This window comes from Nostoc sp. (assembly GCF_036917355.1).
GTDB lineage: Bacteria > Cyanobacteriota > Cyanobacteriia > Cyanobacteriales > Nostocaceae > Nostoc.
The window spans coordinates 108,273-126,867 of sequence record NZ_JBALDP010000030.1 but is presented as its reverse complement, the minus strand read 5'-3'; the positions used below and the strand labels follow the sequence as shown (position 1 = coordinate 126,867).

The window sequence follows — 18,595 nt, the reverse complement described above, 5'->3', positions numbered from 1 at the left end:
TAAAAATTTTATTTTTGCCTTTCAATGTATATTTTATCAGTTTAGTCATTAGTCATTAACCATTAGTCAGTTGTCAAGAATTATTCTCTCCCTAACTATCCTACGAGCAAATTTTCTTCAGGATAGTGAATTCTGGTTGGACGTGGGTCTCCTAGTACAGCAGACATAAGTAGTAAAACACCTACTCGTCCAATGTACATAGTGACAATTAAGATCAGCTTTGCTGCTGTGGAGATACTTGCTGTAATGCCTGTAGAAAGCCCCACGGTAGCAAAGGCTGATACCACTTCAAACAAAATTTGGATAAAATCTAATGTTGGATCTGTGAGGCTAATTATAATAGTAGCTAAAATAACCGTCGCTACTGAACCCACTAACACACCTACAGCTTTCAAAATTAAAGATATTGCTATTTTGCGATCGTACAATAAAACTTCTTCTTTTCCCTGGAGAATCGTTTTAGTGCAACTGGTCAAGACTCTCAGGGTTGTTGTTTTCATTCCTCCTCCTGTACCACCTGGACTTGCACCAATAAACATCAGCGCAATCGTAATAAATAGACCAGCGGTAGTCATTTTGCCAATATCGATGGTGTTAAAGCCAGCAGTTCTGGGAGTAACTGATTGAAACCAAGCTACTAATATTTGTCCACGTAAATTTAGATAACCAAATGTTTCAGGGTTTCTGATTTCTATACAGAAAAAGGCGATTGTCCCTATTACTAATAAGATAATAGTTGTACTAGTTGCAACTTTAAAATCTAGGGAAAATATTTGGTTATGATTTTTTTTGAGAATGCGATCGCGCAACCAAAGATACATTTCCAAAATTACTTGATAGCCAATTCCCCCAAAGATAATCAACATGGTGATGGTGAAGACTACTAATAAGGAGGACTGATAACCAATTAAGTTATCTTTAAATAAACTAAAACCAGCATTATTCCAAGCATTAACACTATGAAAAATCGACAACCAAAGTCCTTGATTCCAACCAAATTTTGGAACAAAAGCTGGTAGAAGTAAGAATATTCCTGTAATTTCAAAAATTAAAGTTGTGGCAATAATTGAACGGATAACTTGGGCACTCCCGCTCATTCCTGGTCGGTCTAAAGCTTGTTGAATAGCTACCTTTTGTCGCAAGTCAAACTTGCGTCCAATTAGCAGAATTAGAAAGGTAGTGCTTGTCATGTAGCCCAAACCGCCAATCTGAACCAGCAGTGTCATAAACAACTGACCCCAAAAAGAAAAATAACTACCAGGGTCAACCACTGATAAGCCAGTAACACAAACTGCGGATGTCGAAGTGAACAGCGCCACAATAGGGTCGTTCCAAGTACCATCGCTAGTAGAGAGAGGCATCATCAGCAAGATTGTTCCTATAGTGATGACAGCCAAAAATCCCAGACAAACTGTGCGAGAAACGGTCATAATTAATTCAAAATTCAAAATTCAAAATTCAAAAAGCCAGATTTAATATGGGTTGGCACATACTTCAATCTGTAGCCACACTTGGGATTACTTAGTATAAATTCGAGCAAGAACTGTTTATTAAGGTAAACCAGGATTTATCCAAGGAGGATAAATCCTGGTTTACTTTTCTTGGAACAAAAATACTCTTATTTAATTAAAAACACACATGGTAGCCTACAAGTATGTTTTTTTTGAATTATACTTCGTCTCAATATTACTTTTTTCATGAGTGCAACACTTTACGAGCAAATTCAGCAGTTCTACGATGCTTCCTCCGGTCTGTGGGAACAGATTTGGGGCGAACACATGCACCACGGCTACTACGGTGTCGATGGCAGCCAGAAAAAAGACCGCCGTCAAGCTCAAATTGATTTAATCGAGGAACTGCTCAATTGGGCGGGGGTACAAGCAGCAGAAAATATCCTTGATGTGGGTTGTGGTATTGGTGGTAGTTCTTTATACCTAGCAGAAAAGTTTAATGCTAAGGCTACAGGGATTACTTTGAGTCCTGTGCAAGCTGCGAGAGCAACGGAACGCGCAACGGAAGCGAATTTGAGTCTGAAAACTCAGTTTCAAGTCGCCAATGCTCAAGCAATGCCTTTTGCTGATAATTCTTTTGACTTAGTTTGGTCGCTGGAAAGCGGCGAACACATGCCAGATAAAACTAAGTTTCTCCAGGAGTGCTATCGGGTGTTGAAACCTGGTGGCAAGTTAATTATGGTGACTTGGTGTCATCGAGCGACTGATAAGTTACCACTGACACCGGATGAAGAAAAGCACTTGCAGGATATTTATCGGGTGTATTGTTTGCCTTATGTGATTTCTTTACCAGAGTATGAAGCGATCGCACGTCAACTTCCATTAAACAATATTCGCACCGCCGATTGGTCAACCGCCGTCGCTCCCTTTTGGAATGTAGTCATTGATTCGGCATTTACTCCCCAAGCACTTTGGGGCTTACTCAACGCCGGTTGGACTACCATTCAAGGCGCGTTATCACTGGGGTTGATGCGTCGCGGTTATGAGCGCGGGTTAGTTCGGTTTGGTTTATTGTGCGGGAATAAGTAGAAACGTTCTTTGGGAGAAAACCGCGCTGTTTCACCACAGCGCGATCGCACTACAATTTAAGAAATTCAATGACGGCTAATATCTACCTTCAGAAACCTTACTTTGCTGTGAAATTGCCTATAATGCCACCAGCTTCGAGTGAACACCTAAAAAGTGTACCTGTTTCGCTATTCCCATCAGGCCCATCATATACATCAAAGCTACCGAGATTCAGGGTTTGCCAAACTTTTGGCCCAGAAGTAGTATAAGTTAGAAAACTAAGCGAGGTAGCGTTTCCAACACCATTAATCGAAACTGCTTGACACGAGCTATTATTTCCATAAATTCTGACTGACGTTGGGTGAGAACCTGGTGACAGTTGCAAAGTTCCTACAACTTGAACACTGTAACTACAGTTATTGATAATTCCCCCATAACTCGAAGTGCTTAAACATGAATTGTCTTGGGGAAAGGAATTCTTCATAGTAGCTCCTGGCCCCGTTACTGCCAAAGCTTGGTTCGCCATTAAGCTTATGACTCCAGCCAACATACTCACCAAATAACCTTTTATAAAAAGCCGCATTTTTTTAACTCCTATTTTGTATATATTTCAGTTTGATAAATTGAATTTACCTAAGAATTAAGCATGTTTTTGACAAAGTTATTCTGTCGTTACAATACTTTTTTATAACTTTTTCATATAATATTTAAGCTGTCAAAGACTTTGAAAATAATGATAATCAAAAAGAGGCAGAGGAGTGCGATCTATACTCGCATCCTCTCCCTCTTTACCACATGATTATCATTGTAATTAAACTTATTTTAAGTATTTTAACTTATTGACAAAATAAGCTTTATCTTAAAATCTCAAGGATACGCTTGTAGAGACGTTGTATCGCAACATCTCTACATACTACTAAATTCCACTAATAACCTTAACTAAGCGGTAAGTAATAAGAGTTACAGAGAGTTCTTGCCTACGTGATAGCAAAGTTTAAGGGAATTTAGCGTCATTTTATTCAACGACTGTTACCGAAGCTCCTTCATTGGATGGAGGTACACCGGGTAATTCAAGACAGTATCCAGCACCATACACTGTCTTGATATAGCGGGGATGGCGAGGATCTGGTTCTAGCTTGGTTCGCAAGTGGCGAATATGCACTCGAATCGTTTCTATGTCATCATCAGGATCGTAGCCCCAAACTTCTCTGAGGATTTCGCTGGGAGAAACTGTTTGACCGTGGCGTTGCAGCAAGCAGTGAAGTAGCTCAAATTCCAAGTGAGTCAATTTCACCGTCTCATTGAACCATATTGCCTCAAATCTTTCGGGAACGAGGGTTAATGAGCCATAGTTGAGAATCTCACTGTGCTTTGCGGCTTGGGGAATCCGGTCAGTCCGCCGCAAAAGTGCCCGCACCCGCGCCAGCAGTTCTTCAACTTCAAAAGGTTTGGTGAGGTAGTCATCTGCGCCAGCATTGAAGCCTTCCACCTTATCCTGAGTTTGGCTCAAAGCCGTCAACATTAACACGGGAATCTCAGAGGTGCGATCGTCGCGGCGCAGGCGTTGGCAAACGGTAAACCCATCTACCCTGGGCAACATTAAATCGAGCATGATCAAGTCTGGTTGTAGCTGGAGAGCCAGCGCTTGACCTTTGATGCCGTCTTCAGCTTGACTAACATCGTAGCCAGCCATTTCCAAGTTGACGGCAACTAGTTCTGAAATCGCTGGGTCATCGTCTATGACAAGAATCCTCGGCATTCTTAAAAAATTATTACTACTTATTAAGGATAATTAACAACCTTTGATAGATACAAAGATTTTTGAATCAATGATGAAAAAGTTTTTAAATCTTACATAAATATTAAGATTAAATGACTGTGAAATCAAGACTCAATTACACGAAATCTTATAGTCTATGATGTGTTATACTCCCCCCTACAATCCGTCTTGGTTTTTACAAAACGGTGTGATGATGACTGTATACACCGCTTTGTGGGGAAAACGTAACTGGCAAAGTACTACTAAAGACCCAGAACCGTCTTATCACGAAAAAATTTTTATTGGTGGCCAAGGTGTGCCAATTTTTGGCTTGGTTGCCATCCCGGAAAATGCTCACAGCACGATTATCGGGACTTATGGCATTACCGGAGAATTAAAAACAGAATGGTTTTTGAGAGTGCTAGGACGTAAAGCCTACGCTCAAGGCTATGCTGTGGTGTTATTTGATTGGCGTGCCCACGGCAAAACCGCCGAATTATCCCCGACTCTCACCTCTGATGGTTTGTATGAGGGGGAAGATTTTGTTCGCATTGCCGCCGCTGCGAAGGCAATGGGATGTCCGGGTAAGTTTTGGTTTACAGGATATTCTTTAGGAGGACAGTTGGCGCTATGGGCGGTGAAGGTGGCTGGTGAGGTGATTAGAGAGTATGGAGATTTAGAGCTAAAAGATAGCGATATTGGCGGTGGTATGGTGATTTGCCCAAGTTTGGATTCGGAGCGATCGCTATCTTATCTGGTTACAAAGCCCTTCGGCAGATATTTAGAAGCAGGGATTGCCCAAAATTTAAAAAAACTGGCGTGGCGGATTCATGATGCCCATCCTGGAAGCCTTGACCCAGAAGCGATTGAACGGGCGAATAGTATTTGGGGTTTTGACAATGAACTGGTAATTAAGCAACTAGGTTTTCCTTCTGTGGAAGCATATTACCAAGCTAGTAGTGCTTTACAAATATTGCCGCAAATATCGAAACCGACTTTGATTTTATATGCTGCCGATGATCCACTTTTTGACCCAAGTATCATACCGGAATTAGAAGAAGCGTGCGATCGCAATCCTGCAATAGATTTGTTACTTACTCAATACGGCGGCCATGTTGGCTATTTGAGTAGCAAAGAGTGCCAGCGTCAAGTACAAGACCCCGATCTTTGGTGGGCATGGAATCGGGTTTTACAATGGTTAGAGCAACAACGAACAAAGTAGGCCAGATGATATTCTAGTTGCTAGGATATTCTACTGATGGAGTCGTATTGCTTGGAAGCCCAAAATAGAGAGGATGGTATTGACCCAGAATCTACCACAATATCATTGGTAAACCAGCAAGAACAGAAGCAATACCTGTCCAGAGAGTAAAACGCGCAATATCTAACTCATCCAAAGCAACGCTCATTTGCCTAATTGCTAATAGCAGCGCTGCTAGTAGCAGTATAAAAAAGGCAAAGTATTCCAAATTTATAATCATTCATCCTCACTATGTTCTACAAAAAAGTAGTTGTAATAGGTTTTTAACAAGCTTTGGCAAGGGTTTTTTGTTCCAGATTTAACACTTTCTGAAAAAAACCATTTACTACTGAAGAGATATCTACTTCAGAACACTTGCAGACATTGGTCGTAGTTCCTTTGAGTAATACTGTAATAGCTAATGTTGTAGCCAAAATAAAATTTGCGATTCTCTGTCAAGAGTTTTAAAGTATGCTCTCTCAGGGGATTTAATGTGGAGTTGAGGAGCATACATCTAGAGTAATAAATTATAATATTTAGCTGGCAAAAGCAATCGCGGCTACCTATATTTATGTTTACAGCTAGACTTAATATCTAACAACACCTATGGCAGATTCTAGGAAAAACACGCGCAGTTGTATATAGTAATGCTAAAGCGTTAAACCAGATCCACCCATAATAATCGTCGTAATTAAACAAACTATTAAAGTACAATTCCCTTGACTTTTTGACTCAATGACCGCTTCTAATGATATTTGGCTACCTGCACCGACGGATTTAACTTTGCTACCGGATGAGATTCATGTCTGGCGCATAGACCTTGACCAACCAGAAACACAACTGCAAAGTTTAGCAGCAACTCTTTCCAGTGACGAAACGGCTCGTGCTGAACGGTTCTATTTTCAGGAACATCGAGAGCGTTTCATTGCTGGTCGTGGTATTCTGCGAACTGTATTAGGTAGCTATTTGGGTATCCAGCCCTTACAAGTGCAGTTTAATTATCAACAGCGAGGCAAACCAGTATTAGCAGATAAATTTGCCGATAGTGGACTGGCGTTTAACTTGTCTCATTCCCAAGGTTTGGGTTTGTGTGCGGTGAATTGTACCCGCCAAATTGGTGTAGACCTAGAATATATTCGCCCGATGTCTGATATTGAAGCTCTTGCCAAACGGTTCTTTTTACCGAGAGAATATGAGATGTTGCGATCGCTATCTGCAAACCAACAGCAAGAGGTATTTTTCCGTTATTGGACTTGTAAGGAAGCTTATTTAAAAGCAACTGGAGACGGACTATCCCAGTTAGAGCAAATTGAAGTATTGCTAACTCCCACAGAACCAGCTAAGTTACAGATAACTGAAGACTGGAGTCTTTTTGAACTAGTACCTGCTAACAATTATGTTGCTGCTGTTGCTATAGCAAATTGTGGCTGGAACTTAAAATACTGGCAATATTAGTCATTAGTAATTAGTCATTTGTTATTCTTCCCCAATGCCCAATGCCCCTACTTATCTTCCTGCATATTTCTCACAATTTTTGTCACTAACTTTCTGGGTACAAATCTGACGCTTTTTGCAAGTAGTTTATTCATAAAACCAGGAATAACAATGGTTTTGCCCTTCATTAAGCCATGAAAACCAATCTCGGCTACAGTTTGTGCATCCATCATTCTCTTACCCTTGAGCAACTTCGAGTCAGCCATCCCGGTTCTTTCATGAAAGCCAGATTCTGTTGAGCCTGGGCAAAGAACTGTCACAGTGACACCTGTACCTTCTAATTCATTAGCGATCGCTTCAGAAAAAGATAAGATATAAGCTTTAGTAGCAAAATAAACCGCCATCAAAGGCCCTGGTTGAAACGCAGCAGCCGAAGAAACATTCAATATTTTTCCTTCACCTTGCTTTACCATGTGCTTCACGAATAGCTTGGTTAGATGAGTGAGGCAAACCAAATTTACCTGTAACATTTCCAATTCAGTCGCTAAGTCTGTTTCGTGAAATAATCCATAGATACCAAATCCAGCATTATTTACCAGCACATCAACATTAATATTGGCGAGTTGCAACTCCGTGAAAATTTCTTCAGGAGCAGTTGATATAGATAAATCCTTAACAAGAGTTTTGACAAAAATTCCAAATTTTTTTTGGAATTTAGCTGCAATTTCTACTAGCTTTGGCCCGTTTCTGTCTACTAAGACTAGATTGTAATCATGAGCAGCAAAAATACATGCTAATTCATAGCCAATTCCACCGGCTGCCCCAGTAATAAGAGCAGTTTTTTTGCTCTGACCTTGATGTTTTGTGTTCATGTAAGAATGTTAGTGAATTCAACTTGATGAAGCTGCGTTGCATTTACAGTGGTTCTCGTTCTACAATTAAGTACGCGTAATATCTGAACCAACGAGAAATATCTTGAGTTATTACCCTTTCAAATGCTTGTGTGGTTCATTAAATAGATGTAGCAGTCCAAGCGTAAATTTAGGACTTATGCATCGAAAAAGCTAGGCATTTAAGAAGCTTGGTTATTTCAGACTGCTAGCGATCGCTTTTGATTACTCACAAAAGCCAGTAGGGAAAATTAAACTTTTATGCCCGACACTAACCATTCTATCCTCGATTGCTTCTGTCAAGGGGTGAATACTAAAAATTTACATGATTGAGCATAAAAAAACAGGGCAATTATATTGCCGCTGTTAGTGTATGAGTTGTTGCTGGCATCTGAAATATTGGCTATTCAGCAGTACTGAGTTTTAAAAAACATGGACTAAATAAAATTATTTAGTAGGGTGTGTTACGGAAGACGTAACACATCCTATACAATCTGTGAATTACTAAGCGATATTCAAGAAACCGCTTTGAATCAAGTAGGCTGTATAAGTCATAAACAATTGAGAATCAATTGGAGGACAAGCAATAGAACTACCTGCCAATGCATGAAGAGTATCTTGGCAGCTAATATGGGGTCTTCTAGCTTGTAAATACAAATCAGGAATAGTCAGTTGTTCATCAGACCAACGTTCCAGCAAAAATGGTCGCAGAGTGTATAAAGGATTGTCAGCAGAAGTGACATTATTGATTAACTCTGATTGCCATTTTTCGTAAGGAATCATCTCAACTGAATAACCAAAAGAGCGTATCCACTCAACTAGCATTTTTAAAGCAGCAGGTTGGGGATGTTGTAAATTGAAAGCTTTACCTATGGATTCTTTTTGGCGTGATAGATAAACGATCGCTTTACTTACATAATCCACAGGTGACATATCCAACATATAATCTACATCAGGGAAATATCCCATTTGTAGACAGCCCTTGGTCATTAAATTGATAAAGTCGTGTGTGTTACAAATACCTGTTTTGCTATCACCTGAAATCAGTGGTGGTCTATGGATAGTTACAGGAAGTCCACGGTCACGAGCAATTTTGACTAACTTTTCAGCTACCCATTTTGTTTGTGAGTAACCCAGATAAATACCTTCCCAATGATTGAATTCATCCTGCTCTTTGACAACCTTGCCAGCATAAGCAGTGGATTCAAAAACAGCAACACTAGAAACGTAATGTACAGGCTTGACTTTAACTTGACAAGCTAATCTCAAAACTTCTTGAGTGCCTAAAACATTGGCTGCTTTCAGTGCTGAGTATGGGAAAACATAATTCAACAAAGCAGCACTATGATATATAGTATCAATATTTGCAGCTAAAATTTGAAACTGTTCCGAACCAATACCTAATAATGGTTGAGATAAATCGCCGACAATCGGAATAATTCTGGAGCTAAATTCTTCCTGCCAAATTGCATACTGTTCCAGATTCTTTTGGAGTTTGCTTTTGCCTTCTTCAGCATTAGCAGCACGCACTAAACAATAGATATCCGCATTAGTTTCTTGTAGCAATTCCCGGATGATAAAAGCTCCTAAAAAGCCTGTTCCTCCAGTTAAAAAGATGTTCTTGGGTTCACCTATAGCTACATTCGATGCAGCGCCGGGATGGATGGTGGGGTCAAGAACAGCCTCAGCACCTAAATCTAGAACAGTGGGTGCAGTATTGGCATTAGAGGCTACTACCTTTGTATCTTGAACTGGTGAACCTTCTTGTACTTCTTCAGCTAAACGCTGTGAAAGAGCTTCAATATTTGGGTAATGCCACAGCAGCAATGGAGATGGTTGAAATCCGAGCAACTTTTCTAAGTTACTTACTAGAATCATTGCTTGGGCTGAATCCAAGCCATAGTTTTCTAAATGTTCTTTGACATCTATTTCGTCAGTTGCTACTCCTAGCAACTTAGCTAAATTAGATACCAAAAATATTTGAATATCGTCTGCTGTGAAAGACTGTTTTATAGTCATTTTTAAATCTCCAACAATGATGTAGAACGAACAGGGTGATACTGACTGTAATAATCGGAAGCTTGCAGTCCTTGAATTTTCAAATTTTGGACACGGTACAAAAATGCTGCACCAGTCATAATTTGATTAGCAACATCAACTACACCACGATTATTTGGTTCAGACAGGTAAGAACCGCGTACCCAGTCATTGAAACCGCCCATTGCCGGGCCACACCAAATTTGATAATCGACTTCTCTACCTTTTTCGCCAGAACTAGACCAGCGAGAAGATAATCCTAGATACCAACGGAAAATCAACGCCATTTTTAGTTTAGGATTATTGACTGCTTTCCCAAGTTTCTCAGGGTTCTTTTGGGATAAATAAGCCGCAGTTCCTTCCCATACTTCAGCAATAGTTTTGCGAAAAACTTGTTTTTCTAATTTCTGCCTTTCTGCCAAAGGAATCTCTTCAATGGAATCATAAGCGCGATAGAGTTCAAATAATTTCTGCGCTCGCATGGGGAACATCGTACCCCGTTTGAGAACTTGCAATTTGACTCCCATTTCAAACATATCTGCTGCTGGGGCCATTATCATATCTGCCATTTCTGCTTGAGCTAGTAACTTTTTGGTATGTTCACAAGCCCCAGATTCAACACATGACTGATTAATGGAACCGGTCATTATATAAGCAGCACCCATCATAAAGGCTGCTAATGCTGATTGTGGTGTCCCAATTCCCCCTGCAACGCCAATTCTAATCGGTGCTTGGTAATGATATTGTGCTTGAATTTCATCTCGTAAGGCAATAATAGAAGGTAACACACAAACCAGGGGACGATTATCTGTATGTCCTCCAGAATCAGCCTCGACGGTAATATCATCAGCCATTGGAACTTTGGCTGCAAGGGTTGCTTGTAACTCAGTAATTAACCCTTGTTCAAGAAGTTCTTTGATTATTCTGGCTGGTGCTGGTTGCAGAAATTTAGTCGCAACTTCTCGGCGAGAAATTTTCGCAATGATTTTATTTTTGATTTCAATTTGATTGGCGCTATTCAACCCCAATCCAGCAACACGGTAATAAACAATGTTGGGTGTCAAGTCGAGAAATGCAGAGGCTTCTACTGTTCTCACTTGATATTTGAGATATAAATCCACTGCGCGGCGTTCAATCGCAGGTTCGTTGGGGCTGTGGATTAGATTAAATGCGTAGGGCCCTTGAGGTAAGGCTTGTTGAATGCGATTTATGGCTGCTTCCAAACGTTCTGGAGTTAAACCACCTGCACCAAAGGAACTCAAAATTTGCTCTTTTCCGAGTGCAATGACCATTTCTTCGGAAGCAATTCCGCCAGCCATTGCGCCGGTAACGTAGGCATATTTCACTCCATGAGAGGAGAGAAAATTCGGATCTCCAAATTGTTGAATGCGGATTGGGGCTGCAAATGTTAGCAGTTCTACTTGTGCTGTTGTGCCATTATCACCAGGGGATAAATAACCCTCATTAGTGACACCGATTTTTCCGGCAACTTTCACGATGTAGCAGGGTTTATTTAACACCATCAATTTATCTTTGATGGTTTGTTTCTCAAAAGATACAGTTTCTAAAGAACCTTTCCAAACCTGGTTTTTGTTATGAGACCAAGCGGAGAAGTTAAGACCATTATCGTGTTTACTTAGTACCGTATCTACGGTTGTCACGGTAGTTATCCCTCGGATTACAAACAATGGATGATATGAAGGGTGTGGACTCTTTATATAGCAATCCTAAATCGTATGTGAAAACTTCTCTCTTCCTTGGCGCTCTTGGCGTCTTGGCGGTTCGTTCATTTCCAAAACTTAGATAGAATTGCTATACAAATCTAAATTTTCATACCAATTCTCCATGAAGATGCACGTAATAATTTTTAAACGAACCGCCAAGACGCCAAGGACACCAAGGAAGAAAGGAGTTAAGAATTAATCGGTGCAAGTTGAGAGAGAATTGGTATGAGATATTAAGATTCGTCGTTAAGCAAGTTTTGGGCGCAAGCTAGTTGCAATTGAATTATTTCGCTCATTTGCTGACTGTAATCTTGTCTAGCTTGTAAGAAGGCTGTGTGTGCTTTAGTTATCTTTGAATTATTAGCATTGAGCTTTTGATACTGGGTCTTATTTAAATCGAACATGCTGATGATGCTACTAATTTTTTGAGTTCTGACGGGTGGAAAAGAAACAGGAATTGACTGTCTAATTGCGCTTAACTCAGAAGATTGTAATTGTTCTCTCGGTTGAAAAACGTTATCAATGATATTTTTCGGTTTTACTTCTTCTGGCTGAGGCAAGATGTTAGGGGAGTAAGTTTCTTCTTGGCTTATTTGGTTGGAAGTGTTAAGATAATCTGTGATTTCAGATTGTTGGATATTAGGTATATCTGGATGCTGTATTTTGAAGCGATCGCACTTAATATCCTCAACCAAATTTTCAACAAGTTTACGATTTTCGTCGCTCAAAATTGTAGCAGCGATCGCTTTTCCACCCAAGGTAACTGTTCTCAATGTTGCTTTACTTGAATTAGCAGTGTCTTGGGCTTTGCTATACAGTGGTGATAAATCCACATTCACCTGATGGCTGAGTAGTTTTGCTAATGCTTTAACCATCGAAGCATGGTCATCCATTCCTCTACGATTCAGAGAAACTGTGATATGTTCTTTGTTTCCAAGGATTTTATCAATCCATCGTGAACAGACACTACCCGCGCCTGCTTCTAGAAATATTTTGACCCCATCGCCGTAAACACGATTTACTAATTGTGGAAAATCAAGTTCTTGGCACAATCCTTTGGCAATGTTATGCGCGATCGCATCTCTTTCGAGTGCAACTGGTTGATAATCGGCGGCAGAATAAAACACAATCCCAGGAAGATTTTGTGATGGTAAGCTGTTTACCTTCTTGATTTCCTCGAACTGCGATCGCATCGCTTCACAATGTATCACATGGTCGAAGGGAGCGGGGAAAGCGTTGCAACCTAAAGTTGCAATCACTCGCTTGCAGGCGGCATCATCACCAGCAATCAATACTTCTTCTGGTGTGTTGATTTGAGTTAAGTAGACATGATTTTCATGTTTCAGGCATTCTCTAACTTGAGATGGAGTAGCCATGAGAACATAAGTATTCCAAAAATTGTTGTTTGGTGAATCTGTTAATCCCCAATATTCACGCACAGCATTTTTCGGCCCAGATAATTTATCGCCAAATAGAGGTGATGAGTTTAAGGTGTTGCTTCCGCCTTCAAAATCACTCCAAACTCCTTGGGCAACCATCATACTAGTTTCACCCAAGCTATACCCAAATACAGATTGCGGCTTGACTTTAAAATCATCTCGGAAAATTGCTGTCATGTATCTAGCAAAGGCGATTTCACTTTCAAACATTGCTAGCGAATCATCTAACAATTGCTTTTCGAGAGTTTCTAATTGCCTGGTTGTCAATTTAGGTAAGCTTCTGGGGTAAACTAACTTTTCGACATCGGCAGCCCGATTGTAGAGATTGTTACTTTTTAAATCCTCGAAAACTTTTGGAAATAAACGGAAGACAGTACGACCGATGCCAATATAAGAATTGACTGCTGCGGGGTAAACATAAGCAACTGCTCCAGTTTTACCTAATGGTTTTGCTGTGAAATAACTCCCTAGTGGTGTTTGCCAATCTGTACCATTTTCAAAGGCATTGTTTACACCTTTGCGGGCAGATTCAATTTCTTTGAGTAAATCTTTTGTGTTACGTCCTGTAATTGATAAGACGTATTTTGGATTAGAATGCTGTTGAAAGGTAGCGAATGTTTGGCTAGCGGTAGCTGATAAAGAAGAACTAGCTTCAATAGATTTTTGAAGATGGTTTAGGATATCGGGTATAGTGGAGCGATCGCTAACTGCGATAGGAAACAGATGAAAAGGCATTTGTTGCAAATATCTGTTATCCCGCTCCTCTTGGCTGGGTTCTTCCGATAAGATTAAATGGGCGTAACTGCCATCTATACCCATACTATTAATTGCTGCTATTCTGCGTGTGCCGCCTTTATCAACAAACCAAGGTCTTGATTCCATCGCTACATAGAAGGGGCTACCTTCCCATACTTGCGGTGTTTTGACACCAGACCATTTGGGTGTGGCAGGAATATACCTGTAATAAAGACAGAGAGCGGTTTTGATTAAGCTAGCAATTCCCGATGCTGTATAGGTGTGGCCGATATTGGCTTTGACGCTACCTAATGCACAGTGCAAACCGTTGCCCACTTTCGGATAAGCTTGCAGTAAACCTGTGATTTCGGCTTCATCCTCCTGGGGAACGCCGCTACCGAAGACTTCTACATAGTTAACCTCTGTGGGTTGAATCTCCGCCATCTCGAAAGCTTGTTTGCAGACATTGCTGATAGCTGAAGCATCAGGTTTTACCAAAGCGTCACTCAAAGTAGAATTACCTTGTGCAAAACTCATGGCATCAATTACTGCATAGATGCGTTCGTTGTCTTCCTTCGCAGCTTCGTAGCGCTTAAGGACAACTGCACCCGCACCCTCGCCAACCGTCCAGCCATTAGCTTGTTGGTCAAAACCCAACGTGTTGACACCCGTATTAATTGGTGCAAATTGGCTGCGGAACAAGACGTTTTCTACACCACCGGCTAAATCTACCGCACCAACAACCACTGCATCTACTTCGCCAGTAGCAAGTAGCATTTGGGCAACTTCCAAGGCTTTGAGGGCAGAATTTTCGCCAGCGCTGATGGTAAATGCAGGGCCAGTGAAGTTCCATAAAGCAGAAATCCGACTTGCCATGATGTTGGCGATGTGACTCACGTATTCGCCGATTTCTACTGGTTGGTGAATGCTATCTTTGACGATGGTTTCCAGTTGTGCAAGCTGTTCAGCAGGTAGAGAAATTCCTTGATTGAGTAAGCCATCCTTAACTTGCCAAGATAGATTCCATCTTTGCTGTAGCTGATGCACAGAGAATTCTGTCTCGGCGGCAACAATCACAGCCACATTGCCACCCTCCTGTAGTTTCGCATCTTTCACGGCGCGATCGCTAACTTTCAAAAGCAACAATTGTTGTGGGTTTAATTTCTCTATTTCATTCGGTGGGATTTTGCACGATAAAGTATCGATTTCAAAATCTTTGATATATGCCCCTACTGGTGCTTTTCCATCTGTTAAACCGTACTCTTTCAGAACACTTTCTTGATTTTCTATACCATGCCATCTTTGAGGTGGTAGAGAAGTAAAATGTTGTGTTCCATCATAAATACTGCGTTCAAAAGCATCTAAGCCATTGCAGTTACCAAAAAAGGCATCCATGCCGACAATAGCAATTTTGGTAGGTGGAACAGGTGGAGTTGATTCAACTGATTCTGCTGTATTTCCTTGTTCTAAAATCAGATGAGAATTAGTGCCGCCAAAACCGAAAGCACTGATAGCAGCCCGTTTAATTGGTGCATTATTATTCGGCCATGTCGTAGCTGTTCTAACAATTTTATCGGCAGTAATTGTACCTTTTTCTGACGTTAAAGGATCGGAAATATTCATGGTTGCTGGAATTACACCATGAGACATACTCAAAATCACTTTAGTCAAGCCAACCATGCCAGCAGCAGTTAACAAGTGACCAGTGTTTGCTTTGGCAGAACCTACCAGAGGCGCAGCTTGATGTTGACCGAAGAATGTTTCTATCGAGTTGAATTCGGTTGTATCTCCTAGTAATGTGCCAGTGGCATGACACTCTAGATAATCGATGCTTTTTGGACTAAAATTCGCCTCATTATAGGCTCGTTCAAAAGCTAAGGTTTGTCCTTTAGGATTAGGACTGAGTAAATGTTTACCTTTGCCATCATTCGAGAGTCCATTACCGCAGATAGTGGCGAGAATATTATCACCATCTCTAACGGCATCAGAATATCTCTTCAGCATCACCATCCCAACACCATCGGCGGGAATTAATCCTCTAGATGATTTATCTAAGGGGCGACTGATGCCGTTTTCTGCATACCCTTGAACACCGGAAAATAACATCCGCACGAATAAAGAATCTGCACAACTGATGGCTCCAGCTAACATGACATCAGCTTTGTGTGACCATAAGTAATGAGATGCTAGTTTAATCGCGTAAAATGATGACGAACAAGCAGCATCCAGACATAAATTAATCTGGGATAGAGATAAAGCTTGAGCTACGATAGATGCTGGTAAACCAGATATCATCGCATTGTATAAAGATGCTTTAGTTGCACTTGGTAAAGCAGCTAAATCAAAGTCTTTATCCTGCAAAAGTTCTCTGACAGCAGGATTAATAGCTTGCTGGTAAATTGGAGAGAATAATTGATTAGATAATTTTGTTGGGAATGACAAATTACCTAAAATTACGCCACATTTTGCCAGAACAGTTTGATTACCCCAATAACCACTTTGTTCAATTGCTTGTTTAGCTGCATACAATGACCATTTGAAGGTGTTATCTAAGCTATCAACAAATTCTGATGGTAGATTGTATTCGGATGGATTAAACTGGAAGTTGCGGATGTAACCGCCTTTGAGGGAATAAGTTTTGTCTGGTGTACCTTTAACTGGATTGTGAAATATTGTCGGATCTACTCCGATTTCTTCGACGGTTGCAGAGGATGTCGAATCTTTTTGATTAACGATGTTTTGCCAGTATTCTTCAGGATTCTTTGCATCGGGGAATAGGCATGATAATGCGATAATGGCTATTTTTTCCACGATTTATATGCTCCGAGTTTGGGTATTTAGCAAGAGATAATTAAAAGGCAGGATTTACGCTGTTCCCCAAACTTTGAAGTGGCAAGTTATAGCAATCCTATTTGAGTTGTGATAAATACTCTTTTTAACGAACCGCGAAGGACGCAAAGGACGCGAAGAAGAGAAAGAATTTCACAGAAATTTTAGGAATGCTATAGGTGTTGAGTGGTAAAGGAAGATTATTAGCTTCTGAGCATTTTCATTGACCAAATAATGGCATGAGCGCCGAGCATTCGTGAATATATTTTACCTTGGCGGTCGTGTATGATAAAGTTTGCGATCGCACTGCTTGGTGTCTTAGATAGTACTTCACAAGAAACGTAAAATGTTTCGTTATGTGGTATCATCGCAAATTGTTCAAATTTTTCTACTTTTCCAGGTAAACAACCTTCTTCATAAAAGTGTTGTGTCCAAACCCATAAGGCGTGCATACTCAAGTCAGTTGTGTAAGGATTTACCCATTGGACGGGGAATTGTCCTTGTTGCTGTGGGGTGAGTTCTGGCCACAGACATTCTGTAGTAATTTTTTCAGGACTGATGTTTAAAACCCTTTTTATTTCTTGAAAAGCGGGGCCATGAAATAATGTAGCCCCACCATTTTGGTAAAAATCTTTTCCTGTAGCGGTGATGATATTATCTTCTTCGAGATTGAGAGATTCATAAGTGGGTACATCTGGGATTTCTCGCTGGAGATTGAGTTGAGCGCTAAAATGAAACTGGATTCTACCTTGTGGGTTTTTACTCGAAATTTTGGCTTTAAGTTCGATTCTTTCAAGATTAACTTTAGAAATTTCTTCTATTTCTAAAATATGTTCCTTCGCTAATGTTTCATTGAAAGTAATCCCCTTTAAAACTTTAAAATCTTGGTAATTAAACAATCTGTAGCCTGGATATAATTGTTCAGAAGCATTGATAATCCAGGTCATTGCACAAGTTGCTGGCAAAACTGGAGAACCAGCAATCGTATGATCGTGCAAAAATGGATTAGCCTCTAATGTCATTTGGCGACGGATACGATAGGTTCGTAGTTCTGAATCTAACTCTGTAGCCATTGGAACTAGTGGACTACCAATAACAACTTGTGCGGTTGCATGATTGGTATGATCCATTTCTTTCACGAGCATTTGCGCCCCAACTGCAATCGGAATTATTTCAATTTTTCGCTCTTGAAAAATCTTCTTTAACTCTGCTGTTACCATGCCACTATCCCAAGCGCCCCAGTTGATAGCGACTACGTGGCATGAGGGATAACTTTGCTTAAATATATGGGCTGATTTGTTCAGAATTTCATTTGCGATCGCATAATCAGATTGTCCGGGATTTCCGTAAAAGCCTGTTACGGAAGAAAATAAAACTAAATGCTGAAGTTGATTAGGGTTGACGCAAGTTAGCAGATTTTCTAAACCTTGAACTTTGGCGGTGTAAACCTTTTCAAAATCCTCTTCTGTTTTCTTTTCAATTAACTTATCAGCTAAATTTCCCGCGCCGTGGATAATTCCGGTAATTGGGCCGAGATGTTGCACAGCAGTAGCAAGTTTTTCTTGTAAAGCTGGCGTATCTGTGACATCGACGCTGATATATTCTGCTTTAGCTCCGGTTTTTTCAATTGCTGCTAGAGTCTTTTTAATTTCGCGGCTGGAGGTTATTTTGTTATATATTTTTTGTACATTCATGGGTGTGGGCTTCTCTCCTTGAGAAAGAAGGTTTTCCATGATGCATTTTTTCAATGCGGAGTCATCAGAATTTTGGGCATAATCTGGCTCGGTTTCTAATAGTTCGGAGCGACCGAGGAGGATGAATTTGCAGGGTTGCTGTTGAGCTAATCTGATAGTACACTCAGCCGTAATCCCTTTTGCACCGCCGCTCACGACAAAGACAGATGATGGACTAAGCTGGGCTGTTTGTGTCATAAATCCTCTGATATTAATTCGTAATTCGTAATTCGTAATTCGTAATTAAGAAAAGTTG

At 40.5% G+C, this 18,595-nt stretch carries 12 protein-coding genes; 3 read left to right on the top strand and 9 right to left on the bottom strand.

Features of this window, described 5'->3' with window-relative positions:
* Positions 1 to 95: 95 nt before the first annotated feature.
* On the bottom strand, positions 96 to 1,430 hold the full coding sequence (locus V7K53_RS08875; protein WP_335197172.1) for a TrkH family potassium uptake protein: 1,335 nt from the start codon (positions 1,428 to 1,430) through the stop codon (positions 96 to 98).
* Between the two features lie 267 nt (positions 1,431 to 1,697).
* Here V7K53_RS08875 and V7K53_RS08870 point away from each other — a divergent pair, with 267 nt between their 5' ends.
* Entirely contained in the window at positions 1,698 to 2,540 is an 843-nt protein-coding gene (locus V7K53_RS08870) for a methyltransferase domain-containing protein (RefSeq protein WP_335197171.1), read from the top strand.
* A gap of 97 nt (positions 2,541 to 2,637) precedes the next feature.
* Here V7K53_RS08870 and V7K53_RS08865 read toward each other — a convergent pair whose 3' ends face one another.
* Positions 2,638 to 3,102 carry a hypothetical protein gene (locus V7K53_RS08865; RefSeq protein ID WP_335197170.1) on the bottom strand — a complete coding sequence of 155 codons (465 nt, stop codon included), beginning with the start codon at positions 3,100 to 3,102 and terminating at the stop codon, positions 2,638 to 2,640.
* Positions 3,103 to 3,534: 432 nt separating this feature from the next.
* Positions 3,535 to 4,278 carry a response regulator transcription factor gene (locus tag V7K53_RS08860; protein ID WP_335005140.1) on the bottom strand — a complete coding sequence of 248 codons (744 nt, stop codon included), beginning with the start codon at positions 4,276 to 4,278 and terminating at the stop codon, positions 3,535 to 3,537.
* Between the two features lie 157 nt (positions 4,279 to 4,435).
* Between V7K53_RS08860 and V7K53_RS08855 the strand changes: the two genes are divergently transcribed.
* The gene (locus tag V7K53_RS08855; protein ID WP_335197169.1) at positions 4,436 to 5,500 is read left to right on the top strand and encodes a YheT family hydrolase; all 1,065 of its coding nucleotides are present in this window, start codon (positions 4,436 to 4,438) and stop codon (positions 5,498 to 5,500) included.
* 91 nt (positions 5,501 to 5,591) lie between these two features.
* Here V7K53_RS08855 and V7K53_RS08850 read toward each other — a convergent pair whose 3' ends face one another.
* Positions 5,592 to 5,759, bottom strand: coding sequence for a hypothetical protein (locus V7K53_RS08850; protein WP_180277755.1), 168 nt, complete (start codon positions 5,757 to 5,759; stop codon positions 5,592 to 5,594).
* Positions 5,760 to 6,253: 494 nt separating this feature from the next.
* Here V7K53_RS08850 and hetI point away from each other — a divergent pair, with 494 nt between their 5' ends.
* On the top strand, positions 6,254 to 6,973 hold the full coding sequence (hetI, locus tag V7K53_RS08845) for a 4'-phosphopantetheinyl transferase HetI (RefSeq protein WP_335197168.1): 720 nt from the start codon (positions 6,254 to 6,256) through the stop codon (positions 6,971 to 6,973).
* A 47-nt stretch (positions 6,974 to 7,020) separates the two neighbouring features.
* Here the strand turns inward: hetI and V7K53_RS08840 are convergent, their stop codons facing one another.
* From V7K53_RS08840 to V7K53_RS08820, 5 genes are all read right to left on the bottom strand, one after another.
* Positions 7,021 to 7,824, bottom strand: a complete 804-nt coding sequence (locus tag V7K53_RS08840) for an SDR family NAD(P)-dependent oxidoreductase (protein WP_335197167.1) — start codon at positions 7,822 to 7,824, stop codon at positions 7,021 to 7,023.
* A gap of 522 nt (positions 7,825 to 8,346) precedes the next feature.
* Positions 8,347 to 9,861 (bottom strand): thioester reductase domain-containing protein, encoded by a 1,515-nt coding sequence (locus tag V7K53_RS08835; RefSeq protein WP_335197166.1) that lies wholly within the window; start codon positions 9,859 to 9,861, stop codon positions 8,347 to 8,349.
* Between the two features lie 2 nt (positions 9,862 to 9,863).
* Positions 9,864 to 11,540 (bottom strand): PfaD family polyunsaturated fatty acid/polyketide biosynthesis protein, encoded by a 1,677-nt coding sequence (locus tag V7K53_RS08830; RefSeq protein ID WP_335197165.1) that lies wholly within the window; start codon positions 11,538 to 11,540, stop codon positions 9,864 to 9,866.
* A 296-nt stretch (positions 11,541 to 11,836) separates the two neighbouring features.
* Complete coding sequence (locus V7K53_RS08825; protein WP_335197164.1) at positions 11,837 to 16,588, bottom strand: PfaB family protein; 4,752 nt, start codon at positions 16,586 to 16,588, stop codon at positions 11,837 to 11,839.
* A gap of 221 nt (positions 16,589 to 16,809) precedes the next feature.
* On the bottom strand, positions 16,810 to 18,537 hold the full coding sequence (locus V7K53_RS08820) for an SDR family NAD(P)-dependent oxidoreductase (protein WP_335197163.1): 1,728 nt from the start codon (positions 18,535 to 18,537) through the stop codon (positions 16,810 to 16,812).
* Positions 18,538 to 18,595: the final 58 nt, after the last annotated feature.

Bases quoted from the DNA above. Each gene is read 5' to 3' on its own strand.
- V7K53_RS08875 (WP_335197172.1), bottom strand. From the start codon at position 1,430: ATGACCGTTTCTCGCACAGTTTGTCTGGGATTTTTGGCTGTCATCACT.
- V7K53_RS08870 (WP_335197171.1), top strand. From the start codon at position 1,698: ATGAGTGCAACACTTTACGAGCAAATTCAGCAGTTCTACGATGCTTCC.
- V7K53_RS08865 (WP_335197170.1), bottom strand. From the start codon at position 3,102: ATGCGGCTTTTTATAAAAGGTTATTTGGTGAGTATGTTGGCTGGAGTC.
- V7K53_RS08860 (WP_335005140.1), bottom strand. From the start codon at position 4,278: ATGCCGAGGATTCTTGTCATAGACGATGACCCAGCGATTTCAGAACTA.
- V7K53_RS08855 (WP_335197169.1), top strand. From the start codon at position 4,436: ATGATGTGTTATACTCCCCCCTACAATCCGTCTTGGTTTTTACAAAAC.
- V7K53_RS08850 (WP_180277755.1), bottom strand. From the start codon at position 5,759: ATGATTATAAATTTGGAATACTTTGCCTTTTTTATACTGCTACTAGCA.
- hetI (WP_335197168.1), top strand. From the start codon at position 6,254: ATGACCGCTTCTAATGATATTTGGCTACCTGCACCGACGGATTTAACT.
- V7K53_RS08840 (WP_335197167.1), bottom strand. From the start codon at position 7,824: ATGAACACAAAACATCAAGGTCAGAGCAAAAAAACTGCTCTTATTACT.
- V7K53_RS08835 (WP_335197166.1), bottom strand. From the start codon at position 9,861: ATGACTATAAAACAGTCTTTCACAGCAGACGATATTCAAATATTTTTG.
- V7K53_RS08820 (WP_335197163.1), bottom strand. From the start codon at position 18,537: ATGACACAAACAGCCCAGCTTAGTCCATCATCTGTCTTTGTCGTGAGC.